This is a genomic window from Gilliamella sp. LMG 34359, from assembly GCF_984569085.1.
This window is the reverse complement of the sequence record NZ_OZ474906.1, coordinates 2,093,931-2,120,751: the sequence shown is the minus strand read 5'-3', so window position 1 is coordinate 2,120,751 and position 26,821 is coordinate 2,093,931. Positions and strand designations below refer to the sequence as shown.

The window sequence follows — 26,821 nt, the reverse complement described above, 5'->3', positions numbered from 1 at the left end:
TACGCTTACTGACAAATATCCTCAGAATATTTGTCAGTAAATTAAATGTTCTCTATTGCGCTTACTTAAAGTGCACCGACGATACGATGTGGTGTATATAGCTCCTCTAGATAAGCAATATCATTCTGAGTTAAACAAACCTGCAAAGCCCCAACCGCATCATCTAAATATTGCGCTTTAGTTGCACCAATTATTGGTGAGGCAACGCCTTTAGCAAATTGCCATGCAAGTGCAATTTGTGTCATGGTAACAGCATATTTTTTGGCAATTTCATTCACTCTTTTCACTATGTTCATGTCGATTTGTTGGGTACTATCGTATTTGGCAATAGCAGTTTTATCAGTCTGACTACGTAAAGTATCAGTTTGCCATTCTAATCGGCTAAGTCTACCCGCCGCTAACGGACTATATGGGGTTAATGCAACATTGAATTGCTTACAGACAGGAATTAATTCTCTTTCATCTTCGCGATATAATAAATTATAGTGATTTTGCATCGAAACAAATGGCGTCCAACCATTTTGTTTAGCGGCTAATTGCATATTATAAAATTGATATCCATACATTGCCGAAGCACCTAATGCGCGTACTTTTCCTACTTTTACTAGCTGGTCTAATGCTGCCATGGTTTCTTCAATAGGCGTACTGTAATCAAAACGATGAATAATGTATAAATCAACATAATCGGTAGCTAATCGTTTAAGCGAACCGTCGATTTCTCTTGCAATTGCTTCTTTAGATAGATGTCCTTCGTTAAAATAGACTTTCGTAGCTAATATTACCTTATCTCGCGCAATGTTGCGCTTTAATGCTCGTCCAACATATTCCTCACTAGTACCACTTGAATAGGTGTTAGCAGTATCGATAAAATTAATCCCTAGATCTAAAGCATGTTTAATAATGGTTTCACTTTGATCTGGATTAAGCGTCCAATCATGCATTTTACTTGCCGGATCGCCAAAGGTCATACATCCTAAGCAGAATCGTGAAACTTCAATATCAGAATTACCTAATTTTATATAATCCATACAACTACTCCTCGCTATCTAATAAAAGTTTAAATAACCTAGTAAATTGATAAAATTCAATTTGAATAATATTATTTTAAAGATAACTTTTATTGAGATAAACATGCTATTCATTTATAGTATCATGAATTAAATTCAATAATTTATCCTAGTATGTATAACTATAATGAACTAAATTATTTTATTACTATCGCTGAAGCAAAAAGTTTTACAGGGGCGGCTAAATCCTTGGGGGTTTCGTCATCTGCATTAAGTCATAGTATGCGAAATTTAGAAACTCGCTTAAATCTAAGGCTGTTCAATCGTACCACACGAAGCTTATCATTAACTGAAGCAGGCGAACAACTTTATAAACAACTCGCCCCTTTATTCAAACAAATCAATGAAGAAGTCAATGCCCTAGGCGATTATTTGCATACGCCATCAGGTACAATCAGAATAAATGCCTCAAATATTGCCATTGAAAATTTTATTTATCCTAAATTAAGTCAATTCTCATTACGCTATCCTCAGATTAAGATAGAAATTCAATGTGACAACAATTTAGTTGATATTGTCAAAGAAGGATTTGATATGGGATGTCGTATTGGTAATGACCTTGCCAAAGAAATGATCGCGGTAAAAATATCCGATCCTTTACGAATGGTTTTAGTTGCCAGTCCTGACTATTTAAAACAGAGAAATGAACCTCAACAGATCAGCGATTTAGATGAGCATCTATTAATTGGCAAAAAGGTCTCAACTCAATATGGAATAGAATCAATTTGGCAATTTTTTGATAAAGGTAATACTATTGAATATCACCCCGCTTGTCACTTCTCCATTAATAATCATCTAAGAAAACAGGCGACGTTAGATGGCTTAGGTATTAGTTGGATTGGTTATCCAGATGTACAAAATGAATTAGCTTCAGGACAATTAATAGAATTATTAAGCGAATATTCAATTACTTATGAACCATTTTATATTTATTATCCTAGTCGCAAAGGCCATTCCAATGTTTTTAAATTAGTGTTAGATGCACTAAGGGGTTAATTGATTTAAGCGTTAGATCAGTAATGCAGTATTAACGGCCTAATTATTTCCTTATCAATTCGTTAATTACATTATTGATATAATGATTATTATACTTAAAATTATCTTTTATGTCCTTCAGCACCTTATAGCCAAACCGGTAACGCTTTATTTTTTTAAACTATTCTACGATTAAATCGTAACTCACACCTTAATCATTAAAAAGTCAAAAGTCATAAAGAAAAAAGATCATATGGGCAACCATTTTTACGAGTAAACCCAAATTGTTTCTCTATAGGGAACATTTGTGCTGCACCCGGGTGCTTTATCAAAATTTTCTTTTAAATAACGATATAATACCCCAATTTTCTTTTTCTCTTCCGCGGTTAATTCATCGATTAAATCTTCATTTTGCGTTAAAAAATAGCAATTATCTTTACAAAGATTATAATAACAAGCAATATTTCTAAATAAACTCCAAGCATCTAGAACATCTTCTTTAAGTGAACTTGAGTATAGTTTAAAATATTTAACCAACAGCTGATAGGGTTGTTCTTTATCTTCAAGATATCCCATCATCCCCATAAAATTCATGATATGACTATGATATCCCATATTAAATTCCTCTGATGTAAAATAGTCACCTTCACCTTTCAAATAGGCACTAACTTCATTATTATTTACTGCTTGTTCAAAATCGCCTTTCATGAGAACTCCTCCTTGGTTTTAGACCATTGGCAAAGATATTTCAGGAAACAAACATGTTTAAGTATAAGTTTTCAAATCTAGCGTTCTAATAGATAACCGGATTACATATACAATATTTTATCTTTCAAAAGGCTTGCTATGTCTTTACAATATAATAAATATAATTGGTTTTTTATTTATTTGATTTAATTAAAATATCCTGCCAGCATACATTCAACTTCTTCTTTTGATTTTACCTCCATCATATCAAATAGTTTTTTATCGCTCTCTGTGGCTGTTCTAATTCGAGTGTCATTTAACCATAATTCATTATCAACTATTCTACGAGCTAAAGTTTGGCTACTTAATTTATTTTCTTTTAACCCAATAGTAAGCCATTGTTCATTTTTGATAGGAGCAAGAGATGTATAAATTAATTTCAAAAATTGATTTGAAAATTCAGGCGCTAATGGAATTTTGCTGATAAAACGAGTGGGGTTATAATAAATACCTAATAAAATTAGGTTATGAAAAATATCAGAAATATAAACCACTTGTGCAGGAATATACAATTTATTTTGTGTTGGTATGGCAATAACCTTACCTAAAAGATTTTGATTGATACTATTTTTTTTTTGGATTGTTTTTTTCTTTAGCTCAACTGAATCCAATCCTATATATTCTACTATACCTTCACCTGTATATACATTCATACGCGTTTTTGAAATGATGATACTCTGTTTTCCAGATTGCCCCGGAATGTGCAATATAAAAATATTTTCTTTTTTATTATCCAATAGAATATCTAATGCCATGTATTGATATAGCTCATGAGGAAATATATATTTCTCTAGTTCTTTAATTGTTATTAAGCGAGCTTTTTCTTGTAAAACATCTAAATTTATCTTTTTCATTTATTAAACGGCCTCCACCTCGGGCTTATCAAGTCACTATCTTTATTAAACATACTTCGATGCCCATATGGTTCAAAAAGTCCGCTCTTTTTATTTCTAAAATATTTGACCAACTCTTGGTAGGGATTTTCTTGCTTTTTAAGATATCCCATCATTCCCATAAAATTATTTATAAAATTATGATTTCCCCAAATCATTTCCTATGGCGAAAAATAATCACCTTCACCGTTTAAATAGGCACTAATTTCATTATTGTTTACTGCTTGTTCAAAATCACCTTTCATGGGAACTCCTCCTTAGTAAAGTGATAGTACTGAGGATTTTTATGACAAAAAAGTATCTCTAATATGCTTATCAGCTTGCAAGTTCTAGGTATATTTTAGATGTTCACTTCCGGGTATAGAACATAAGCATTACCGTTTGGAATTTGTTGGTAGATTCCATACTTTACAGCAAAACCGGTAAAGCTCTATTTTTTTTAACTATTCTCCGATTAAATCGGAATTTATATACTATAATAAGAAGCAATATTACTAAATAGCATCCAAGCATCTAAAGCATTTTTCTCAAGCGAATTTAGGTATAATCTAAAATATTTTACTAACAGTTGAAACGAATTTTCTTTTTCTTCAAGATAGGCCATCATTCCCATCCAATTAATCATCTCATTATGATATCCCATGTTAAATTCCTCTGGCGAAAAATAGTCACCTTCACCGTTAAAAAAAGCTCTAATTTCATTGTTGTTCAATGCTCGTTCAAATTTACTCATTATGGTCACCTCTCCTTGGTAAAATGATACTGTTGAGGATTTTTATGACAAAAAAGTATCTCTAATATGCTCATCAGCTTGCAAGTTCTAGGTTTATTTTAGATGTTCACTTCCGGGTATAGAACATAAGCATTACCGTTTTGGGGTTTATTGGTAGATTCAACATCTTATAGCCAAACTGGTAACGCTATGTTTTTTTTAGAAAATTATTCTCCAGTTAAATCTCAACTCACACCTTAATCATTAAAAAGTCAAAAGATCATATGGACAACCATTTTTACGAATAAACTCAAAGTGTTCAGCTATAGGGGACATTTGTGCTTGACCTGGGACTTTATCAAAATTCTCTCTTAAATAACGAAATAATACCCCAATTTTCTTTTTCTCTTCCGCGGTTAATTGATCGATTAAGTAATCATTTGGAGTCAAAAAAAAGGAATTATCGCTTCGAAGAATATAAAAACAATCAATATTGTTAATTAAACTCCAAGCATCTAGAACATCTTCCTTAAGTGAACTTAAGTATAATCTAAAATATTTGACCAATTCTTGATAGGGATTTACTCTTTTTTCAAGATAGAACATCATTCCCATAAAATTCATGATGTAACTATGAGATGCCTTATATAATTCCTCTGGCGTAAAATAGTCACCTTCACCTTTAAAATAAGCACTAATTTCATTATTATTTACTGCTTGTTCAAAATCCCCCTTCATGGGAACTCCTTTTTTAAAAAAAGCTGAAATAGTAAAAAAATCACTGTTTATTTTTTCCTTCAATTGATTAAATTTTGCATTGAGGAGTATCATTTCTTCAAAATCCTCCCGCCCAATAAAGAACTCAGCAAAGCCACGCGCCCCTGCTTGGGTTGAGTAATAAGTATCTCTTGCAGATTCAATAAAATATTCAGCTGAACTTGTATCTTCAATTGCTGATGATATATCTGCAATTGTACGATTAATTGCATATAACCAAGTATCATTTTGTTCAGCAATTAAAATATTTCGAAGTTTAATAAAATCATCTAATAAGGTATTTAATAATAGTGATAACATTCTATTCTCCTTAAGGTAATGGTATTTCCGCTAATACTTTCACCTCAGTTATGTTCCATGAATATTTGAATTTGCTCTTGTCCACCTAAATAAAATCCTAGTTGATAGATGATCCTCGCCAAAAAAGTGGACAAAAGTCGCCTCTATGATATAAACAAAAATCATAGGAGACAAATATCATGGTCAAAAAATTTAATATCGAATTCAAACAACAATCAGTGGATTATGCGTTATCTAATGCACACCTTTCTATCAGCGAACTTGCCAATCATCTAGGTGTAGGTAAATCAACCCTAGATAAATGGATTAGGCAACTTTCCCCGAATAAAACCAGCCGTCGAGAGTTAACCGCTGAGCAACAGCGGATTATGGCGTTAGAAAAAGAGATTAAAGAACTGAAAATGGCTAATGATATACTAAAAAAGGCGCATGTGTACTTCATCAACAATCCAAGTCGATGAAGTACGCTTATATGAAAAATCATTTAACCTGCTATCCCGTTACTAGGATATGCTCATTACTTGGTGTCAGTTCATCGGGTTATTATGCTTGGTTAAAAAGAGCAAACAAATCAGCTAAACTCAGCGAGTATATCCAAAAGCAGTATTGGCAACATAAAGCCCGTTTGGGTGCGCCAAGCCTGCTTCATGATGCAAGAGAAGCAGGCTATCAAGTTTCAGAAAGGACAATTAGCCGTGTTTTGCAACAATTGGGATTACGGAGTAAAGCAGCACGTAAATTCAAGCATAAAACAGACAAGGCTCATCACAATATTGCGCCCAACACGTTAGATAGGCAATTTAATCCTGATAAGCCTAATAAAACATGGGTAACCGATATTACTTATATTAAAACGGGTGAAAGTTGGTTATATTTGTCGGTGATTATCGATTTATATGGACGAAAAGTGATTGCTAGGCAAACCAGTCGCTACATAGACCGCCATTTAGTGTGTAATACATTAAAACAAGCTTTATTTCGGTGTCACTTTCCTAAAAATGTACTCATTCATAGTGACCAAGGAAGCCAATATTGCAGTGCTGATTTCAAGCAATTATTGTTACAATATGGGCTAAGGCAAAGCATGAGTCGAAGAGGCAACTGCTTTGATAATGCGGTTGTTGAGAGTTTTTTTCATACACTCAAAACACATATTATTCATGACTGTTACTACAAAACGAGGAAGCAGGCTAATAAAGCACTATTTGAATATATTGAAATCTATTATAATCGGATACGCCGTCATTCAGCCAATGGCTGGGTATCACCGCAGCAATATCAACAACAATATTACCAAAACGAAAAAATGATAGAGGTAGGCTCTGTCTAATATTTTGGCGAGGATCAAGAACTTTACCATCGGTTATTAAAATTATCAGGATAGATTTGTCCTTATTGTCCTTATTGTCCTTATCGCCCTTTTATTTTTAACGTATTTTCCTTTTTTCAGAATAGTTTATCCCTTAAAAAAACTGTACGAATTAGCATAGCCTATCTAGCCTATTTAGCGAGTTTTTACCCCCCATCACCTTGCAACCTTTAGATATATGGTAAATATTTTTCAGTTTAATTTTATAAGTTTACTGATAACTTATGTTCACTTGCGGGTATAAAACATAAGCATTACCGTTTTGGGGTTTATTGGTTGATTTAGCACCTTATAGCAAAACCGGTAACGCTTTATTTTTTTAAACTATTCTCCAATTAAATACCAACTCATACCCTAATAATTAAAAAAGAACTGCATATTAACATCGTTTTTCATCGATAACTTCATCTACAAAATAAATTTAAAGCTAAAACCTCTAGTTTTTATAGACTACATTATTTTACCTTTGAAATTTTAGCAAAATGTAAAGTTAAGCCTTAATTCTATTTTTACTATAATCTTAAAACTATACTTGGTTGACTTTTCATCTTAACTTGACTTGATTCGATTCTCTAACAAAGTCAAAACAATCTTGAGCGTTAAATGGTTGCGTTAAATCTAATGCCATCACAGAATCTATATATTCTTGTGGTGGTTTATAATAATGATCCCTTATATAATGGAGGATAAGACCTGGTGACGCATAATATTGATTATTCACTTGTGATGGAATTAATAATTCGCAAAATCCTAGGGGCATATCCATAAGTGCATTTCTCTTCTTATTTATATAAGGTTGTAAAATAGATTCTTTACATAATCTACAAGAAGTATTGCATCTTATCCTATTAAATTTATAATCATAAAAATCATCGTTAATTATAATTTCTGTGAGTTTTTCAATAAATTCTGGTTCTGTATCGCCCATTTCATAAAAATGTTCATAAGAAAGCCAACCAATATTGATAATCATTTCTAGCGGTTTGTTCACATAGTAATTATAGTATGTATGATCTTTAAAATACATATTTTTCACCTCTTATAATTTGTGTATGCAGCCTACAGGTACACGACATTAAACTAAATAGAAGGAGCCTACTTATACTCCGTGCATGCAGCCCATTGGACACACCCCATATTAGAGACGATGTCGGCAATCATACTCATAATGCGTCACCAAACTTTGGTTTTTACCATGCTTTTCGGCAATTAAATTACCAAAACGGTCATACTCAAAATGTTTATTATTAAAAAGAGAATCAGATTTGGTGTGAGGCTAACACTTGTGTTTCATACTACAACAGTTTACATTCAACTCAATATTTAATATAAACACTACCATTTTACTTCATCAAAATCGCTAATTTCACCAGTTATTGGATCTATACTAAATCGATAATCACATAATGAATTATTAAATAAAAAATAAACCAAATCGTTTTCATTATATACAAAAAAATTTTTGTTAGTTTTAACATGTTTTTGTTTATATAATAATTCTCCAATGTTACACAATAAAGCTCCTTTTCCATTAACGATATAGGCTTTATTTGTAGTAAATGACTTCATCCCTTCAGTTATTGCTAACTCGCTGCGTTTTTCTAGTATACCCCCTATCACGCCATCTTCATTCACTATTGAATACTGTGAGCATTAAATTTCCATTTTATTCCAATAGGTAGTAATTCAGACTAATTTAGCATATCTGGATTATTTGATAGTATCATAGCCCTGATGTTTATTAATAAACTGAAAATCATATATTTTATCCATATTTCTCTCGTTATTCTATTGTCCTTGGTTTGCCTATTTGCATGATTTTCTTTTTATCTATAACATTTAATATCTGTATTTGAGGCGCCCCTCCTGGGTATATAACACCTTTAAAAATTTGAGGTCCAGTTATGCCTGTTTGGATTCGAACCCCTTCGGGAATGAATATTTTTTGAATATAAGCGATCTCTTCTTTGAATGCAGGCGTTACAGCTAGATTATTTCTTACAAAACTGACACTTGTTATTGACTCTGTTGTTGCCCATGAACCCAAAATCACCTCACTACCCTCTACTTGCCCAGGAGCTAATGCCATCTCCGCATATATTCCTCCTTTAGGAACAAGGATAGACTCTATTTCAGTTCCTTCCATCCATGGGTTTTCCATCGTTTTTTCTAAAAGTAATGGAGGTTGATTATTGGTGCCACTCTTCGGCATATTTTTAAACCCAAGCGGGTCTATCCAATTGACCGGATTATGGCAGTATTGATAAAAATTGAGACCACCAATCAACTTTATCGGGTCTTGGGTTATATACCGTCCGACAAAGGGGTCGTAGTAACGATTTAGGTTGTAGTGTAGGCCTGTCTCTTCATCGTAATATTGTCCCTGAAAGCGCAGCGGGTTATCAGGGATAGCACGATTGCCAACTTCATGGTAGGTTTCATCAATAATTTGCCCATAGCCATTATACTGGCATTCATATAATGTTTCACCAAATCCATCGGTTAACCCTATCGGCGTGCCGAGTTGGTCGTTTTGGTACCAGTAGAGTTGGGTTTTGCCTTGTTGGGCATTGCCCTGTACTAACGCCAGTGGCCGGAAGGAGTCCTGCTCATAGAGGTAACTTTGCCAGTGCTTGTCATTGTCGGTTTCGGCAATCAGTTTATGACCTTGCCAGATAAATTCCGTGGTTTTGCCATTAACCGTTTTACTGGTACGGCGGTTAAACGGGTCATAGCTGTAGGTAATGGTCTGACCACTGGGTTTAATCACCTTGATTAGACGATGTCGGCAATCATACTCATAATGCGTCACCAGACTTTGGTTTTTACCGCGCTTTTCAGTAATTAAATTACCAAAACGGTCATACTCAAAATGTTTATCACTAAAAAACAGTAGCCGATTGCCACGGTTCACTTTCGCTTCAAGCTGCGCTAAAGACTGTTTCTCACTGATTTTATTGCCGGTGGTATCATAACTAAACAGCTCTACTTTTTCCGCATGATGCTCTTCGCGATTCGCTTGCGGATAGCTGACCGTTTGCAGTTGACCTAACTTATCATAACGGTAATGGCGGGCTTGATGACCGTTGATTTGGGCAAGCTGACCATCAGGCTCATATTGGTACTGCTGTTGCCAGACCGGCAGCGGGGTATCATTGAGTTCAACATCAAAACCACGGTAGATTTGGTGTGACGCCAGCTGGCCGAGTTCATCATAGTGATAACGGTTAATTAAGCCATTACCCTGACGCCGCTCACGCTCTCGTCCAGCTGAGTCATAAAACATGCCAATTAAGGATTGCCCCTCTAGCGTCATTCCTCGTAGCTGACCGTTACGGTGATGGTATTCCAACCACTGCCCATCGGGGAGTTTGGTGCCGTCGAGCAAACCACTGGTTTTATCATAGCGGTGACGAATCGTTGCCCAGTTTTGATGTTCCGCCGTCATCTGACCATCAAGGTTATATTCCCAAACCAGTATATTTTGACCATCTTTAACTTTAATCAACTGACCATATGCATCATATTCATACTGCTCAATAACGCCGTCAGCAAAAATTCGCCGAACCAAGCGACCCGTGATATCACGCTGGTACTGTGTCACCAAAGGCTCCGCATCCGGTGTGTTACCATATTCCCTTTTTTCGATAATACGCCCAGCGTTGTCATAATGATAGGTGGTTCTAATGCCATCAAAGCCTATCTCTTCACTTAGCTGCCCGGTCGGGGTATAGTTTAAGTGATATACTTCACCTTTTTGGTTCTCAATCTCACTCATCTGTAAGTGAATATTGTCATAGCGAAATTTGAGTCGCTCACCATTAGGTAAGCGTTTTTCCGTTACTAAGTGCAGCGGTGAGGCATACTCATATTCCGTCACCTTGCCCGATTCATCCTTAAACCAAGTCACTTTGCCATAAGCATTATAGCGATATTCCCGTGTGGTTTTGTTCGGGTAGGTCAGTTGGGTAACTTGCCCCAAACTGTCATAGGTGTAGCTTATCGTCTGGTTTTGCCCATCACTGATGGCCGTTATTCGCCCTTGGGCATCATAGGTATAATACTCAATGCGGCCATCCGGATAGGTGGTTTGTGTTCGTTGACCGGCATCATCCCATGCTTGAGTTAATTTAGTACCATCCGGGTAGATAATCGCAATACACTGTCCATCTTCATTGTACTGATATTGCGTCTTTTTCCCTTCTGGCGTAATTTCTTCTATGCGGTCTCCATAACCATTGTAGCGAAACTTCCAATTGCGGTTGCCTTGTATAATCTCACTGATTTGCTCGTCCCACCAGTAATAGTAGGTCGATTGCCCGTCGGGGGTGTTAACTTCAACCAGATTATTAAATTCATTATAGACATAATGGGTCTGACCGCCGAGCGCATCGGTTTTTACGGTCATTTGACCGTTGTCATTATACTCGTAGGTGGTCGTGTCACCATTGGCATTGGTTTCACTAATGAGTTTACCTTGTTGATTATGAATGTAGATTAAGGTCGTGCCATCTGACTGGTAAACGGTCGATTTACGCTGCTGGGTATCCCATTCATAACGACTTTCAATACCGTTAAAGTTGGTGATTTGACGATGACAGACCGCCGATTTCCCTTCACCTTGCCACTGCCAACTAAATATCGCGCCCCCCGCCAGTTGACGCTGAACAATAAGATGCCCTTCCCCATAACGATAATGCTCGGTTTGATTTAATGCATTACTTGCCGCTATCAGCTCTTGCTGTTCATTGTACTGATAATGCATAATCGGGCGTAGCAGTTGCCATTCCTGTATTGCTGACTGGCGAGTAAACTCACTTACCTCAGTGATAAGTGAAGGGGTTTGCGCTGAGTAAGTCAGTGCTATCCGCTTTAAGCCACCAGCCAGCTCAAGGGCTATCAGTTTACCCTCTGTATCGTAAATCACGGTATGCTCATGACCATATTTATCACTGATAGCCACCAGTTTGGCTGTGCTGGCGGTAGCCGAGTCTCGCTTAAAGTGATAAATACCAAACTCACTGCTAACCAGATAGTGATTCGGTTTGCGACCTAAATAGAGGGCCGCTTCGGATAATAAGTTGACAATCGACGGCGCTGACTCGGTAGGTTGTGGGAAGCTAATAAGATTGTTTTCGTGATTTTGCCAAATAACGCGGTCATCCGCGGTAAAGGTTAACGTATGGCAAAGGCTGTGACTCCAACCATAACCCAGACCACAATTGAACTCCACCGCACTGGTTCGGTAAAGCCGCTGCCAAACAAAAGGGAACTGGCTAAATACGGTATCATCAACTAAGGTTAATAGCTCTTCACCGGTTAACATTGATACCGGATCGAGGTTTGTTACCTGTTCTTTTACGGTGTCGCTTGTTCCATTATTTAGATTTTTCGTAGTGCTTGAGGTTGTTGGACGAGTAGAGTGTGATGAAGAGATAAACTCTTTTTCACCATTATTCGTAAGTACGTTAACTGATTTCTTACTTTCATTTTTAACAACCGTTTTTAATCCGATCGCTTTGGCTGTTGAACCGCCTACGTTTGTCACTGAAGCTTTTAGCTGTTTTTTATTAAAAAACTCAATAAAACGGTCAGGAAGCGAGCCAACTATTTCCGCACTAGTTGCTTTTGCAGCCGAAGTTTTGGTTGATATAAAACTCTTGCCTTTTTCCAGTAAATTAGCGGTGGTTCGACTGATTGTTGAAGAAGAGGTTCGTAAAACGCTTGCAGCAATAGGGATAGCTTTTCCCATTACATAGCATTCGGCAAAAAACTGCGCCACATCAACGGCAAAATCAAAAAAATCTTTACCCAATAAATAAGCTTTATCTTTTGGCGACTGTATTTCATACCAATACTCAAGGGCGGCCGTGATAATATACAGATATACTTCATCTTGAACAAAAAAATAGACGTCTTTTATTTCGTTTTCTGTTTTTGGCGGTTCTGATGGCTCTTGTGTTTGGTATGATGACAGACACGATTCCAATAATTTCTTGCCTGCACCCTGGGCAATTAATGGACTCATTGGGGTATATTGTGAACCCAATATGGCGGCATGGTGAGTGGTGAGATTCCATCCATCGATAACCGGTTTTTCAGCTTTTTTGGCTACTTCTACCCCGCGATCCACAACCCCCTCAAAAAAATCACCACCAACTGCCGTTGCTAATGGGTTTTCGGTTGATCTGGGATTATTTTCAATTCGTTCAGCAGCTTTAGCCATAGCTTTATCAAAGATTTGCCACCGTTGCTCATGAACATTGTCCCATTCGGATTCTAAAAATTCAGATAAATGTTGAATAATACGTTTATAACCATTTAGCCACTCATCAACTTGTTGTTGATTTGTAAAGGGGTCGATACGAATATAATAACGCTTGCCGGATTGACAGCCATCAATAACAGCCCGGCCGTTATCATCCAATTCAAATGGGATTGCATTTTTTTCATCGAGAGAATATTCGGGATGAGCTAGGTAAGATGGTCCTGAGTTATTAGCAACCAGTTTTACTAATTGTGGTATAAGTTGCCCTTTCAAGTTACCGACTTTAATAAATCGTTGACTACTAGGCTGTTTGTCCTTCTTTTCAGGCACACTGAAAAATACAGAGGTTGAGAGTTCAAATCCATATTGAATAATAATCTGTTTATTTAAAGGGCACTGTGCGGTTACTCCATTTTTATCCTTATATCCTTCTTGTGGATATCTCCAAGGGGAAGTCTCTCTCGCAGTTTTATTAATCTTTTCTTCAAGCGTTTCACTAAGCTTATCATTTAATGCTAATATCTGAATACTGCTTGCCACGCCACTTTCTTGTAATTTCTTTTTATATTTAGTGTGAACAGAGTGGTCGATATCGTCTAAAATACGAGAGAAACGCGCTAAGACAGGCTGTAAAACTTCTTGTTTTCGATTCTTTTTATCCATATTTTATATCTCTGTGAGGTACTGAGTTTTTACAATGTGTATTTAATTAGCTGTTGAACCGCTTTACTTACGCCGTTTTCACCCTTTTCAATAACAAGATGCGATAATAGATGTACTAGCTTTTTATGTATAATCTCCTCATCAAATTGAAAATAGTAAGTTGGATACTCTTCCTGCAAACATTGGATAATATTATCAATTAAAGGTGTCTTATTTTTTTGTGATAGATAATCGTCTTGACCTCTTAATCAACACCGATAACTGATAATGTCATTGACTTGATTATAGGTGCTTTAACTGCATAAGGCAATTATATGATTGGTTTAATAACGGATAAAATTTAAGCTAATTCATCGCATAAATATTGAACAATAAATGCAAATATAGCTATTTAAGCATATCAAACACTCCTTTTTGACTGAGTAAATACCTCGGGTAGCTGATATTAAAAAGCGATCTCAATACATTAATAACGCCGCGGCGGGTAAAATAGAGAGATGGAGTGGCGTTATGAATTACTTTTAGCAACTAATTTGCAGAAATTTTAGTAATGTGGTGTTCAAGAAAAGTAATTAACCTATTGGTCGGCGGGATTATGAAAATGATGGTTAACAGATCGATAGTAACTTTGATTTAGCAGCTAACTTAGAGATTTTATGTGTTTTTTGGATAATATTGTGAGGAGCATCACTATACTCGAATAACAATAAATATTCGACATTTCTAGTTGAAATAGCAAATGAACGGATTGAAATTTTATCCTAAGATTTGTCAAAACTACGCTAAACGGCAGTGACAAACTAAAACAAGTACAAGTGTGCTTAGCAAGTTTTGCAACAGCTATATAGTTAATCTTATTGTGAAAAATATCCTCATTCAGCTAAAACCCTAACGATTTTAGCTGAATGAGGATATGCATAAAGATATTATTATAATTGTCTAAAAAAATTAAACTTTTTATTTCAATAAACTATATTGTTGATTAACCTCTTCGGTTGCCTTACGGAGATCTTCTTGAAATTGTGGAATACTTTGTAATTTGGAATATTCTACTGCCCCTACCATTCTACCGGCGTCAACATCGCTCTGCCAATGTGCACCACAGATCATTCTACTTTGACCAAATTCATAGCCTCGTTTAATTATTGCTTCAGCATGTGAAGGAGAAATTTGTGCAAGTACTAAAGCTAATGTCCAACCATAAGCGGTATGACCAGATGGGAATGAGCCGTTATGCCGTAATCGATCCTCTTCATCAATAGGTTGACACGAATGATTGCCAAAATAGACAAAAGGTCGTTTTCGCATATAAAACTCTTTAGCAGTTTTGGTGGCATTATCTGCTGAATCTACCAGTAAATCACCAAGCATTTTGTATAGTGTTGGCGTTGTTTGCGGCGAAATAGTGATACCTAACGGTTGAGAAAAAATTTTAGCCACATTAGCAATATGCAAATCAGCATCCATTGTTGCCTGCTCCCAACGTTCGGTACCTTTTAAATTATAACCATGAAGATAAGCAAGTTTATCGGCTTCAAATTCTGGGTTTTCTTCTTCAGGATAAACCGGCAAGTACTCTTTACTGCTGACGGCTTGCTCGGCAGTGTGATAAGTAACCCCTACTTCATGCCCTAAAAAATCTTCGGTTGATCCTTTTTGAAAGGCGAATGATGAAGAAAAAAATAGAGAACAATAGAGTGTAGGGATGAATATTGCTAGTTTTTTTATCTTTAGATTTTTAGCCATTATTTACTCCTATTTTCAGATAAATGATTAAACAACAATGAGTTAACTACAATGAGCTAACTGCAATGAGTTAACTACAAAAAGATTTAGCAAACTTAGATAAAGTTGATTAATAAAAAATAAAAATAGTGACTATCTTAAAAAGATACAGCGCAATAAACTGCTTAACGGTATGACACAATATAAAAATTATGAAAATTATAAAATTTAATAAGATTAAATACCATTTATACCAATGGTATTTATTAACATATGTTTAAAATAATTTTAATTGATTATCCATATTTTTCAAATAACAATTAATCTAATCCCCTTCGTGCAATATATTCAAAACGATATTGAAAACCTCTTAAATACTGAATACTGTATTCAAAAGTTTCTCCCGTTTTTAATTCGCTAATCGATCGAAGCCGTAAGATTGGATGATTAGTTTCTACATTTAGATGTTTGGCAACAATCGTGGTGGCTAAGACGGGTTTAACATCTTGTCGACTATGAGAAATTTGGTAACCTTTCTGCTGTTCAACATAATGATATTTGGATGATTCCATGACCTTAACACTAAGATCGGGGAAGAGTGAAAGTGGCATATAACTTTGCTCTAAAATTTCCGGTTCATTATCAATAGTTCTGATCCTTACTATAGAAAAAATTGATGTGCCAACTTCTATTCGCAATTGTTTCGCAATTGTTGGTAGAGCTTGTTCTAACTGAAAATGTATTACTTTTGTACCAGCAATTCGGCCTAAGGCTGTGATATTCTCATCAAATCCCTGTAATTTAATCGCATCATGCTTTGCTGAGTGATACTTAACATATGTACCGCTACCTTTAATTCTTTCAACTAATCCTTGATTTTCCAGCTGTTCAAGCGCTTTGCGAATAGTGACACGACTTACTTTATACAGTTCTTGTAAAGCTTGTTCAGTAGGTAATACATCTTCTAAGTCTAATTCCCCAGAATAAATTTTTTGTTCAAAAGTCTCAGCTATTTGTCGGTAAAGTGGTTTCGCCATTGAATATCTCAGCAGAATAAATTTGTATCATCTTATCATCTAATTTATGAAATATCATCAGATGATAAATTTCTTATTAATCTACATAAAAACATACAGTTCCTAATGTTTTTAATCCTAACAAGTTTATAGACACCAGAAATATTTTGTGATCTTTTTCACATTTGTATTAGATAAGTATTATTTTACTCAATACTTATTGATAACATATTTATATGTTATTTGTATTTTATTCAACATTACTATTAGGAAATAATATGAAAAAGATTAATTTAACCGTTGTCGGCGCAGGAAGTACTTATACTTTGGGTATTATGAGCAGTCTTGTTAGCGAAAAAGCCAACTTCCCTTTAAGACGCGTGGTTTTCTATGATATTGATGCGCCACGTCAAGAATTGAATGCAAAAGCTACTGAAATCATGTTTAAGGAACTTTATCCGGAAATTGAAGAATTTATCTATACCACAGACAGAAAAGTAGCCTTTGAAAATTCAGATTTCTTTTTTATGCAAATTCGAACCGGTGGCTTGAAAATGCGGGAACGTGATGAGCAAATCCCCCTTTCGCATCAATGTGTCGGTCAAGAGACCTGTGGCGCAGGTGGCATGGCTTATGGTTTACGATCTATTGGAGATATGATAGATCTTATTCGTGATATTCGATGCTATCAGAAAGAGGCTTGGATCTTAAATTACACTAACCCTGCCGCTATCGTTGCCGAAGCTTTAAATCGGGAATTTCCGGATGACAAGCGAATTTTAAATATTTGTGATATGCCAGCAGCCATCATGGTAAGTTATGCCAAATTACTTGGCTGTGAAATTTGGGATTTTGTACCGGAATATTTTGGTCTAAATCACTATGGTTGGTTTACCAAAATAAAAAATAAACAAGGTGAAGATCTTACTCAAAAGATAAAAGATATTATCTTAAAAGATGGAATTACCGCAGTTGATTCGGTTATTGCCAATGATCCTTCTTGGCAAGCGACCTTTAAAAATATGGAAGTCATGTTAAGGGATAATCCAGAATTCCTACCAAATACCTATCTCCAATATTATCTCTACCCGGAAAAAATGGTCAGTAAAGAGGATATCAATAATACTCGTGCTCGTCAGGTGATTAATGGCCGAGAAAAACAGGTATTTGCAATGTGCCGTCGCATCATCGAAAACAATTCAATTCAAGGTGAAGATCTTCATGCTGATATTCATGGTCGTTATATGATCCGCGTAGCTGCATCCTTAGCCTATAACAAAGGCGATATTTATTTGGTTATTGTGCCTAATAATGGAGTCATTAATAATATTCAAGATGATGCCATGGTGGAAATTCCTTGTATGCTTACTTCCGATGGTCCTAAAGCTTTTGCTATTGGAAATATTCCAACCTTCCAAAAAGCCATGATTGAAATTCAATTAGGTTATGAAAAATTGGTCGTTGACGCTTGGTATGAGGGTTCGAAACAAAAACTTATCAATGCGTTAACCCTTAATAGAACCGTGGTTAATGCCCCTAAAGCAAAAATAATCGTTGAAGAGATATTAAACGAAAATAAGCAATATCTACCGCAATTTTTTAAATAATTAATTTAACTGCAACCTACCGCACTAGGGTTGGTAACCAACCTTAGTGTTAGCATAAGTTGTTAACAAATTAAAGTGAATATTAATCAACATTTTAAAGGATTAATGTCTATATGAGAAATACAATTCAACGCTTTGGCGCAGCAATGTTTGTTCCGGTTTTATTATTCCCTGCTGCCGGTATTTTATTGGGTTTAACGGTTGTGTTACTTAATCCCCATTTATTTCCTTTCGCTACCGAAGGTTCATCTTATGTAAAAATTCTTGGTATACTGCAAAAAGCATCAATGGTTGTATTCCAAAATATGCCAATGTTATTCGCGCTAGGTTTACCCATTGCTTTAGCCAAAAAGGCATCTGGTCGAGCAGTGTTAGCTGCTTTTATTTCCTATTTAACATTTAACTATTTTATTGGCGGAATTATTGACGTATGGAGTGAACAACTTGGAATAAATTACCAGGTCGGTCAAGCCGGATTGATTGAAATTTGTGGCGTGCTAACTCTTGATACCTCAATTGTTGGTTCAATTTTGACGGCTAGTTTTACTGTTTGGTTACACAATCGTTATTTCGATTTACGTTTACCGGATTGGGCGAATGTCTTTACCGGCACGCCGATTATTGTCGTCCTTTGTTTTCCTTTGATGTTAATCCTAGCCATTTTAACCGTTCTTGTTTGGCCGCCAATTCAAAGTGGAATACAAAGTCTGCAAGTAATTATCCTTAACTCTGGTCCTGTTGGTGTTTGGCTGTTTACTTTCTTAGAACGCATCTTAATCCCAACTGGATTACATCATTTTGTCTATGGTCCAATTTATTTTGGTCCGATCGTTACTGACGGCGGTACAGTTAATTATTGGATCTCACACATATCAGAATTCGCAAATAGTACCAAACCATTAACTGAACTCTTTCCGCAAGGTGGATTTATGCTTATTGGTATGGGCAAAGTATTTGGTTGTACCGGCATCTCCATGGCTATCTATTCAACAGCCAAACCTGAAAATAAGAAAATGACCTTTGGTCTATTAATTGGCGCAACCGTCACGGCTATTTTGACCGGTATTACAGAGCCGATTGAGTTTACTTTTTTATTTATTGCACCAATGCTATTTTTTGTTCATGCCCTATTAGCTGCCACAATGGCAACTGTGATGTATCTCTTTGGGGTATCAGGAAATTTCTATTTAGGTATTATCGATTTTATCTTCCAAAATTGGTTACCATTAGGCGCTAACCATTGGGTAACTTATGTCATTCAAATTGTGATTGGCTTAATTTTCACGGTAATTTACTTTTTGGTATTTAAATTCCTTATTCTCAGATTTAATCTAATGACACCTGGACGTTCCGATAGCAATATCAAATTATTTAGCAAAGCAGATTACAAAAACAGTAAATCTGAAACATACAATTATATAAATAACGATGAAGAGAGAGCGCTTAGTGAAGCTAAAGATGAAACTGATGTTATTAAGCAAAAAGCGATAGCTTTTCTCGAAGGATTAGGCGGAAAAGATAATATTACCCATTTAACCAATTGTGCCACTCGACTACGGGTGCAAGTGGCAAATCCTGAATTAGTTTACGATGTTGAATATTTTCAAAGTTATGGAGCCATTAATGTCGTTAACAAAGGACAAGCTATTCAAATTATTGTCGGTTTAACTGTTCCTCTGGTCAGGGAGGAAATTAACGCTTTAATAAAATAGATGGTCTGATAATGTGTGAAAGGCAGTATAAATATCATTTGATTTTATATTGCCTTTTTCTTGATAAATAACATGAGGTAATAAAAAATGATAAAGTAACTGAAGGAATAATAATCCTAATTATCTAACACTTTAATGCTATATCAGAAAAATAGGTTTAATTGATATCGGTCGTATTACATAAATACTTTAACCATTTGCGAATATCAATTTTTTTACCATCTTCCAATTCGATTTTAGACTTTATATTATCAATAGGCAGAAAAATATATTTTTGCCGGCTAATATTTTTTATTATCAATTCTTGATAATCATTATGAAAAATACAGTATTTTTCGATTTCGTATAATTCCATTTTATTATCAAGTAAAATTGACATTTTTTGAGGAGGATTAAATGTAAAGCTAAATTTCTCATTGAGAGATAATTGTTTTTTTACATGATCTGCAAACTTAAATATTCGTTTTAATTCCAGTTTTAGAACTTCTTTACATAGAGATTTAAAATTATACTTTGTGCCATTAAGGCTAATTTTAATTTTTGAATTGGGTTCATTAATTGCTAGTTGTTCTATTTTTTTGCCATTAGCAACAGAAAAGTAAAAAATACCATCATCTTTCAAGATTAATTGTTTAATATAACCAGTAAGTTTTTTTTTCTTACCTTTAATAGTTGCGAAAATTGCATCACCTTCCCATAAAATAGCAATGCCCTGCTTCATTTCATAATCTAAAAATTCATAATTTTTTTCATTATTATTAACCGTTTTTATTACCTCAGGCTTAACCATAGTTTTAAGTACCCATTTATCATTAAATATCTTTTTGATAAGTAATAAAATCAGGCAAATAACAACGGCTATTATTGAAACTATTTTCAAATAAGAAACATATTCAGTCACAGAATCTTTATTAAAATATTCAATTAAACTAAAGATATTAAAAAGTGAGAAAAATAATATTAAAAAGACCTTGGTTGTTATTATCTTTTTCATTGATTCCGTTCCTATAAAAATTCAGTTTATATTTAAATATATTGTTTTAAATATATTGCTTTAAATATCAAAACTAATAACCATTTTCGCAACAAATAAATTATCCGTTATTTAAGCGGAATAAGATAATGATATTTTTAAAACCTGCACTTTACCAACCATCTGTTGATAAAAGGCAATTGTTCATTATTAGCTGCGGACAGGTCTATTATACCAATAATTATCTGACTTTTTAGCTTTTCTCATTTGCCAATATCAGCTAAATAAATTATTACTATTTATTGCTATCAATAAATTGAATTTAGTTTTCACGTTATCTTTAGCACATACCGTCTGACACTAGCAACTATCTTTATTATCTTTATTATCTTTATTATCTTTATTATCTTTATTATCTTTGTGTTATCGTCATAAATATAAACATTTACCACAGAATATTTTTATCTTAGCAGTTAAAAGCGAAATAACTCTATTTTAATAGCAAAATATAATCATTATGCACTTTTAAATTTTATTCAACTAATTTAGATTAACTACTTTCGATTGGAGTGACTACCACATGAACAACTAACAAATAATGGTGAAAAGGACTTTTAACTTGGTTATCCTAATATTGCTCGTAAAAAAATTTAAAAGTCATATCTGACTATGTTATTAATCACCATTAATCTAATTTATCTTAATATTTCATTTAGTGCGATAGTGTTGGTATATAAAATTTTAGTCATACAAACTATCACCTTGCTCTATACTCTGCCATTTTACGATATAGCGATGATATAGAGATACCTAGTTTGTTAGCTAACTCTCTTTTTTCGGCGGTTGTATTAGCTTTTGCAACTAAAGAGAAGAGTAACTGACTCTCCTGTTTTTTTATAATTGATTTAAGTGGTTTTTCAAGTTCAGAATTAGCATTAGAATCAGTATGAAGATAATTAGGTAAATTGTTTATTTTTATAACACCATTATCATTAACATTAATTAAATATTCGACCACATTTCTTAACTCTCTAACATTTCCCGGCCAAGAATAACTTTTCAAATATTTAATAGTTTGAGAACTTAAGGTGATTTTTTTATGAAATTTTTGATTAAAATATTGCAAAAATTCATTGAGTAATAGTGGAATATCATTTTTTCTTTCTCTTAATGGTGGAATAGCAAATGGAATCACGTTAATTCGGTAATAAAGATCGGCACGGAATTTTTTTTCTTTGATAAGTTGTAATAAATTCTGGTTAGTTGCACAGACAATCCTCACATTAATAAGTTGATCTATTTTTCCGCCGATGCGTCGAATGGTTTTATCTTGCAGGACACGTAACAATTTTGTTTGTGTGAGGAGCGGCATTTCACCGATTTCATCAAGAAATAAAATACCTCCATTTGCTAATTCAAACTTACCCACCTGCCCTTCTTTGTTGGCCCCGGTAAAAGATCCTTTTTCATAACCAAAAAGTTCACTTTCGATTAGATTCTCTGGAATTGCAGCACAATTAAGCGAAACCATGGGTTGGTTATTTCTATTGCTGGTTTGATGAATAACTTTGGCTAATACTTCTTTTCCGGTACCACTTTCGCCGGTTATTAGAACTGTTGAATCTGAATTAGTCGTTAGGCGAATAATATTCAACATTTCAATAATGTGTGGATCTGCGCTAATAAATTCGGTTTTATTGGAATTTTCTGGCCGATCCACTATATTAATATTCTTATTGTTTATATTATTAACTTTAACGAATTTAAATAACTTGCTCTCTAATAATGTACTTATATGTTTTAAAAAATCGATATAATTAGCACTATTAAGCATAAGTTCATTTTGAGCATTTTGATCAAAGGCAATCATACTGATAATACCAATCACTTCATTATCATAGTAAATGGGATAAGCAATATCTGCCATCTCGCTGCAAATATTGAATGATCTACAATTAGCACAAGAATTATAGTGTTGATTCTTGGTCATAATGGTCGGTTGCCCAGTTTCTAACACTTTACGATAAAGATTGGCATGGCTAATTTTTTGGCCTATCTGATCAAAATAGAGACTAGTGCCAGCAATACGTATAAGATTCTTATCAACAACGGTAATATCTGTTTTTGATACTATTGAAACAATATTCACATAGGATTGAATAAATTGTTGAATGTGATTTAATGACATTTCCATATTTTCACCATTCTTAAATTACTTGATAATCAAAGTATTTACACGTTACTGGATCATTGTTTCATTATTTGTTAAATTCAATATATTAAAATCAAGACATTATATATCGCAAAACCGCCATAAAAATAGTTGAATACAATTAATGTGATAGAGGTAACAATGAAATCAGTTAATAAATCCATTTTACCTGCTTATAAAGGTTGTTTGTCGGAACCTATTTTACCTAGAATTGTATTTATGCCGAAAAATAGTATTTACCCTAACCATTTACACGATTATGGTGAATTTAATTTTTGTTATCGGGGAGTATTAAATATTCAAATTAATGAAAAACATTTTTTAGTTCCACCTCAGTATGGTTTATGGCTACCTCCAAGGATCGAGCATATCGCCTCTAACGATGATGAAGTTATGCATTGTTCTCTTTATATTTTATCCGAATATTGTGATGGATTACCTACTGAACCAACAATCCTAATCCTCAATCCGTTAATTCGTAGCATATTATGGTATTTACAAGAAAAATCAGTGATCGATCTAACATCGAATAAGGATAAACGGTTATTGCAAGTTTTAGTCGATCAATTATCAGAAATGCCTAAAGTTGCTAGTTATTTACCTATGACAAACCATCGAATTCTAAAGCCGATTTTACAGTTTTTAGATAAAGAACCAAACTCTTCACTATCTTTACCGGATTTAGCTAAACAATTTAATACCACTGAAAGAACATTAATTCGACACAGTAAAAAAGAATTAGGCATGACCTTAAGTGAATGGAAACAACGCTTAAGAATTATTAAATCATTATCGTTACTTAACACAACAGATTATACAATTGAATCTATTGCATTTGAGCTTGGTTATAATAGTGCCTCTGCTTTTAGTTCGGTCTTTAAAAAATTAATGAAAATGTCCCCGATGGAACTGCGCAAACAGTTACGGGATTTTTAATTGATTATTTTTTAGAGAATTATATCGAATTACATTTTTCTCATTGACAATTCTCATTTTTAAGAATTTTTAAATTTAAAAAAACAGCTTAATTTTCAATTAATTAATATATTCATTACGCTTATTCAATCTTAAAAATAATAAATTTCAGTTTACCTTCATCCTATTTACAATATTTCTTCGAATAATCACAATTTTGTGAATAAAAATAAATTGCTTATTATTCAATAAATTATTCACAACTTCGAATATGTAATATCAGTTTGGCATAAAAATTGCTTTTAATGGTTAAACCAACATAACGAGAGCAATATTATGACTAATGATATAAAACTAATTCAATTACTTCGCGATGAAATGGTACTGGCATTAGGCTGTACCGAACCTATTGCAATTGCCTACGCCGCTGCCCTAGCAGCCAAACACTTAGGACATCTACCGGATAGAATCATCGCTGAATGTAGCGGTAATATGATCAAAAATGTAAAAAGTGTAATTGTACCTAATTCTGATGGCATGAAAGGCATAGATACTGCTTGTTTAGTTGGCGCTTTTTACGGGGATGCAGATAAGAAACTTGAAGTATTATCACAAGTAACCAAAGAGCAGGCCAAACAGTGTCGAAAACTTAGGGAAACAATACCTTGTGAAATTAAATTACTAGAAAGCCCCCATACCTTACATATTATTATAAGTACCTTTTATGGCGATAATAAGGTTAGTGTTGAGATTCAAGATAGCCATACCAACGTAGTTAAAATTAGTAAAGATGGTGAAATTCTACAATCTAAAAATAGTGAAACATTAACCGAACATCCAACCAATCTATTAGAAAATATCACTATTAAAGACATTATCAATTTTTCCCGTTTCTGTGATTATTCCCCCCTCATCGATCTTTTAGAACTTGAAATTGAGTGTAATTCACGTATAGCCAATGAAGGGATCAACAATAATTACGGTGCTAACGTGGGTAAAATAATTTTAAACACATCTAATGGTGATCTGAAAAACCGCGCTAAAGCTTTTGCAGCAGCAGGATCTGACGCACGTATGAGTGGTTGTGATTTACCGGTAATGATTAATTCCGGAAGTGGAAATCAAGGATTAACCGTTTCATTACCTATCATTGTTTATGCCGATCAATTAAAAACCTCGCAGTCACAACTTTATCGAGCACTTATTTTAAGTAATCTCATTGCATTATATGAAAAGTCCTATATTGGCAAACTTTCTGCTTATTGTGGTGTGGTTTGTGCAGCTAGTGGTAGTGCGGCAGGTATTACTTTTTTGATGAATGGCAATGATGAACAAATTGAAAACGCTGTTATTAATACATTAGGAACACTATCTGGTATGGTTTGTGATGGAGCAAAAGCCTCTTGTGCTGCCAAAATCGCCGCAAGTGTTGATGCAGCAATTACTAGCCATGAGATGGCAATGTTAAATAACGCGCTACACGATGGCGATGGAATTGTTAAACAAGGTTTGGATAAAACCGTAAAAGCAGTTGGCAAGTTAGCCAATCACGGCATGCGTATAACGGATAAAGAAATATTGAATATTATGTTGGAAAAGTAATTAGCTAACCAAGGAGAAAAAATGGCAAATCAGAATCGTCTTGAACAAGACATCGAAACATTACGCAATATATCTGACCCTTGTGATGGTGGTGTCACACGTATTGGGTTAACGCCCAGATATCGTCAGGGGGTTAACTACATAAAGGCACAGATGCAAGCTGTAGGATTAACAATTCGTGAAGATGAAGTTGGTAATGTTTATGGAATAATGCAAGGAACTCATCCTACATTGCCAAGCATTATTAGTGGTTCACATTTAGACACGGTGAAAAATGCTGGAGCTTTTGATGGAATTGCTGGTGTGGTTTGTGCCCTTGAAGTGGCGCGAATGCTAACAGAGCAAAATATTCAACTTAAACACAATTATGAAGTTGTGGCATTTGTTGAAGAAGAAGGTACTCATTTTGGTACTGTTTTGCTGGGTAGTCGGTATATTACCGGAGAGTTAAATGAGGTTGATAAAGATCGTTTAAGAAATGATGAAGGACAAACCTTACGCCAAATTTTACAACAGTACTCTACCGGCGTAACGACAATTTCAGCCAAGCGCGATCCCCAAACCATCAAAGCTTTTTTAGAGCTACATGATGAACAAGGTCCGGTGCTTGAAGCGACTAAAACTGATATAGGCATTGTCGATAATATTGTAGCAATTGGACAATTAGTGATAACTATCACAGGTTTTGCCGGTCACGCGGGGACTGTACCGATGACTATGCGCCAAGATGCGGGTATTGCAGGCTGTCAATTTGTTAGTCACCTTAACCAATACACTTTACGCAAATATGCTGAACAAGCCACTTTGACGGTTGGCAAATTTAGTCTATCCCCGAATTCTGCTAACACTATTCCAAATCAATGTACGTTCACTTTAGATATTCGTTCTGGTGATGAAAAGATTGTACATAATATCATCAAGCATGTGAGCTCATTAGCGCTAATTATCAATGATGAATTCAATGTAGTTTGTGAAGTTAAACAAGTTTCTTTCAAAGATCCGGTTGTAATGGATAGCGGATTACGACAATTACTACAAGCAACAGCTGAAGATCTAGGATTATCTGTGCGCCATTTAAATAGTGGTGCAGGTCATGATGCCATGATTATGTCTGGGATATGTCCTACAGCCATGATATTTATTCCTTGCTACAAAGGTATTACTCATCATCCAGATGAAAATGTGACTTGGCAAGATATGGCTAAAGGCACTGATGTTTTATTTAACACCATTATTCAACTTGATAAGAAATAAAGTATTTTCATACAACTTGAATATGTAATTTAGA

19 protein-coding genes are annotated in these 26,821 nt (G+C 34.6%); 7 read left to right on the top strand and 12 right to left on the bottom strand.

Going from position 1 to position 26,821, the window contains the following annotated elements; genetic code table 11:
• Positions 1–65 precede the first annotated feature (65 nt).
• Complete coding sequence (locus AC5LXV_RS09840) at positions 66–1,028, bottom strand: aldo/keto reductase (protein WP_493466316.1); 963 nt, start codon at positions 1,026–1,028, stop codon at positions 66–68.
• 153 nt (positions 1,029–1,181) lie between these two features.
• On the opposite strand from AC5LXV_RS09840, the gene AC5LXV_RS09835 reads away from it, so the two are divergent.
• On the top strand, positions 1,182–2,063 hold the full coding sequence (locus tag AC5LXV_RS09835) for a LysR family transcriptional regulator (RefSeq protein WP_493466315.1): 882 nt from the start codon (positions 1,182–1,184) through the stop codon (positions 2,061–2,063).
• A gap of 246 nt (positions 2,064–2,309) precedes the next feature.
• Here AC5LXV_RS09835 and AC5LXV_RS09830 read toward each other — a convergent pair whose 3' ends face one another.
• The 4 genes from AC5LXV_RS09830 to AC5LXV_RS09815 all read right to left on the bottom strand — a co-directional run bounded on the left by AC5LXV_RS09830 (position 2,310) and on the right by AC5LXV_RS09815 (position 5,471).
• A complete protein-coding gene (locus tag AC5LXV_RS09830) occupies positions 2,310–2,750 on the bottom strand; it encodes a hypothetical protein (protein ID WP_493466314.1) in 441 nt (146 codons plus the stop codon).
• A 185-nt stretch (positions 2,751–2,935) separates the two neighbouring features.
• Positions 2,936–3,643, bottom strand: coding sequence for a hypothetical protein (locus tag AC5LXV_RS09825; protein ID WP_493466313.1), 708 nt, complete (start codon positions 3,641–3,643; stop codon positions 2,936–2,938).
• Between the two features lie 505 nt (positions 3,644–4,148).
• Positions 4,149–4,415, bottom strand: a complete 267-nt coding sequence (locus AC5LXV_RS09820; RefSeq protein ID WP_493466312.1) for a hypothetical protein — start codon at positions 4,413–4,415, stop codon at positions 4,149–4,151.
• Between the two features lie 243 nt (positions 4,416–4,658).
• Positions 4,659–5,471: a hypothetical protein gene (locus tag AC5LXV_RS09815; protein ID WP_493466311.1), complete on the bottom strand. Its 813-nt coding sequence runs from the start codon at positions 5,469–5,471 to the stop codon at positions 4,659–4,661.
• A gap of 179 nt (positions 5,472–5,650) precedes the next feature.
• On the opposite strand from AC5LXV_RS09815, the gene AC5LXV_RS09810 reads away from it, so the two are divergent.
• Positions 5,651–6,801 (top strand): IS3 family transposase gene (locus AC5LXV_RS09810; protein WP_493466310.1). Its coding sequence is split into 2 segments (ribosomal slippage): positions 5,651–5,897 and positions 5,897–6,801, totalling 1,152 coding nucleotides; the frame shifts between segments, so codons are not numbered across the junction.
• 583 nt (positions 6,802–7,384) lie between these two features.
• On the opposite strand, the gene AC5LXV_RS09805 is transcribed toward AC5LXV_RS09810, so the two are convergent.
• From AC5LXV_RS09805 to AC5LXV_RS09785, 5 genes are all read right to left on the bottom strand, one after another.
• Positions 7,385–7,867, bottom strand: coding sequence for a DUF7919 family protein (locus tag AC5LXV_RS09805; protein ID WP_110434958.1), 483 nt, complete (start codon positions 7,865–7,867; stop codon positions 7,385–7,387).
• 308 nt (positions 7,868–8,175) lie between these two features.
• Positions 8,176–8,475: a hypothetical protein gene (locus tag AC5LXV_RS09800; RefSeq protein ID WP_493466309.1), complete on the bottom strand. Its 300-nt coding sequence runs from the start codon at positions 8,473–8,475 to the stop codon at positions 8,176–8,178.
• Positions 8,476–8,623: 148 nt separating this feature from the next.
• Complete coding sequence (locus tag AC5LXV_RS09795) at positions 8,624–13,771, bottom strand: RHS repeat-associated core domain-containing protein (RefSeq protein WP_493466308.1); 5,148 nt, start codon at positions 13,769–13,771, stop codon at positions 8,624–8,626.
• Positions 13,772–14,728: 957 nt separating this feature from the next.
• Complete coding sequence (locus AC5LXV_RS09790; protein ID WP_493466307.1) at positions 14,729–15,517, bottom strand: acid phosphatase; 789 nt, start codon at positions 15,515–15,517, stop codon at positions 14,729–14,731.
• A 299-nt stretch (positions 15,518–15,816) separates the two neighbouring features.
• Positions 15,817–16,533: a GntR family transcriptional regulator gene (locus AC5LXV_RS09785; protein WP_493466306.1), complete on the bottom strand. Its 717-nt coding sequence runs from the start codon at positions 16,531–16,533 to the stop codon at positions 15,817–15,819.
• Positions 16,534–16,790: 257 nt separating this feature from the next.
• Between AC5LXV_RS09785 and AC5LXV_RS09780 the strand changes: the two genes are divergently transcribed.
• Entirely contained in the window at positions 16,791–18,119 is a 1,329-nt protein-coding gene (locus AC5LXV_RS09780; protein ID WP_493466305.1) for a 6-phospho-alpha-glucosidase, read from the top strand.
• Between the two features lie 113 nt (positions 18,120–18,232).
• On the top strand, positions 18,233–19,831 hold the full coding sequence (locus AC5LXV_RS09775; protein ID WP_493466304.1) for an alpha-glucoside-specific PTS transporter subunit IIBC: 1,599 nt from the start codon (positions 18,233–18,235) through the stop codon (positions 19,829–19,831).
• Between the two features lie 157 nt (positions 19,832–19,988).
• Here AC5LXV_RS09775 and AC5LXV_RS09770 read toward each other — a convergent pair whose 3' ends face one another.
• A complete protein-coding gene (locus AC5LXV_RS09770; protein WP_493452055.1) occupies positions 19,989–20,825 on the bottom strand; it encodes a hypothetical protein in 837 nt (278 codons plus the stop codon).
• A gap of 736 nt (positions 20,826–21,561) precedes the next feature.
• A complete protein-coding gene (locus AC5LXV_RS09765) occupies positions 21,562–22,998 on the bottom strand; it encodes a sigma-54 interaction domain-containing protein (protein ID WP_493466303.1) in 1,437 nt (478 codons plus the stop codon).
• A 159-nt stretch (positions 22,999–23,157) separates the two neighbouring features.
• On the opposite strand from AC5LXV_RS09765, the gene AC5LXV_RS09760 reads away from it, so the two are divergent.
• The 3 genes from AC5LXV_RS09760 (at position 23,158) to AC5LXV_RS09750 (ending at position 26,787) form a co-directional block, all read left to right on the top strand.
• A complete protein-coding gene (locus AC5LXV_RS09760) occupies positions 23,158–23,952 on the top strand; it encodes a helix-turn-helix domain-containing protein (protein WP_493461412.1) in 795 nt (264 codons plus the stop codon).
• A 315-nt stretch (positions 23,953–24,267) separates the two neighbouring features.
• The gene (locus AC5LXV_RS09755; RefSeq protein WP_493444678.1) at positions 24,268–25,533 is read left to right on the top strand and encodes an L-cysteine desulfidase family protein; all 1,266 of its coding nucleotides are present in this window, start codon (positions 24,268–24,270) and stop codon (positions 25,531–25,533) included.
• A gap of 21 nt (positions 25,534–25,554) precedes the next feature.
• Positions 25,555–26,787 (top strand): M20 family metallo-hydrolase, encoded by a 1,233-nt coding sequence (locus AC5LXV_RS09750; RefSeq protein WP_493466302.1) that lies wholly within the window; start codon positions 25,555–25,557, stop codon positions 26,785–26,787.
• Positions 26,788–26,821: the final 34 nt, after the last annotated feature.

Bases quoted from the DNA above. Each gene is read 5' to 3' on its own strand.
- AC5LXV_RS09840 (WP_493466316.1), bottom strand. From the start codon at position 1,028: ATGGATTATATAAAATTAGGTAATTCTGATATTGAAGTTTCACGATTC.
- AC5LXV_RS09835 (WP_493466315.1), top strand. From the start codon at position 1,182: ATGTATAACTATAATGAACTAAATTATTTTATTACTATCGCTGAAGCA.
- AC5LXV_RS09830 (WP_493466314.1), bottom strand. From the start codon at position 2,750: ATGAAAGGCGATTTTGAACAAGCAGTAAATAATAATGAAGTTAGTGCC.
- AC5LXV_RS09825 (WP_493466313.1), bottom strand. From the start codon at position 3,643: ATGAAAAAGATAAATTTAGATGTTTTACAAGAAAAAGCTCGCTTAATA.
- AC5LXV_RS09820 (WP_493466312.1), bottom strand. From the start codon at position 4,415: ATGAGTAAATTTGAACGAGCATTGAACAACAATGAAATTAGAGCTTTT.
- AC5LXV_RS09815 (WP_493466311.1), bottom strand. From the start codon at position 5,471: ATGTTATCACTATTATTAAATACCTTATTAGATGATTTTATTAAACTT.
- AC5LXV_RS09805 (WP_110434958.1), bottom strand. From the start codon at position 7,867: ATGTATTTTAAAGATCATACATACTATAATTACTATGTGAACAAACCG.
- AC5LXV_RS09795 (WP_493466308.1), bottom strand. From the start codon at position 13,771: ATGGATAAAAAGAATCGAAAACAAGAAGTTTTACAGCCTGTCTTAGCG.
- AC5LXV_RS09790 (WP_493466307.1), bottom strand. From the start codon at position 15,517: ATGGCTAAAAATCTAAAGATAAAAAAACTAGCAATATTCATCCCTACA.
- AC5LXV_RS09785 (WP_493466306.1), bottom strand. From the start codon at position 16,533: ATGGCGAAACCACTTTACCGACAAATAGCTGAGACTTTTGAACAAAAA.
- AC5LXV_RS09780 (WP_493466305.1), top strand. From the start codon at position 16,791: ATGAAAAAGATTAATTTAACCGTTGTCGGCGCAGGAAGTACTTATACT.
- AC5LXV_RS09775 (WP_493466304.1), top strand. From the start codon at position 18,233: ATGAGAAATACAATTCAACGCTTTGGCGCAGCAATGTTTGTTCCGGTT.
- AC5LXV_RS09770 (WP_493452055.1), bottom strand. From the start codon at position 20,825: ATGAAAAAGATAATAACAACCAAGGTCTTTTTAATATTATTTTTCTCA.
- AC5LXV_RS09765 (WP_493466303.1), bottom strand. From the start codon at position 22,998: ATGGAAATGTCATTAAATCACATTCAACAATTTATTCAATCCTATGTG.
- AC5LXV_RS09760 (WP_493461412.1), top strand. From the start codon at position 23,158: ATGAAATCAGTTAATAAATCCATTTTACCTGCTTATAAAGGTTGTTTG.
- AC5LXV_RS09755 (WP_493444678.1), top strand. From the start codon at position 24,268: ATGACTAATGATATAAAACTAATTCAATTACTTCGCGATGAAATGGTA.
- AC5LXV_RS09750 (WP_493466302.1), top strand. From the start codon at position 25,555: ATGGCAAATCAGAATCGTCTTGAACAAGACATCGAAACATTACGCAAT.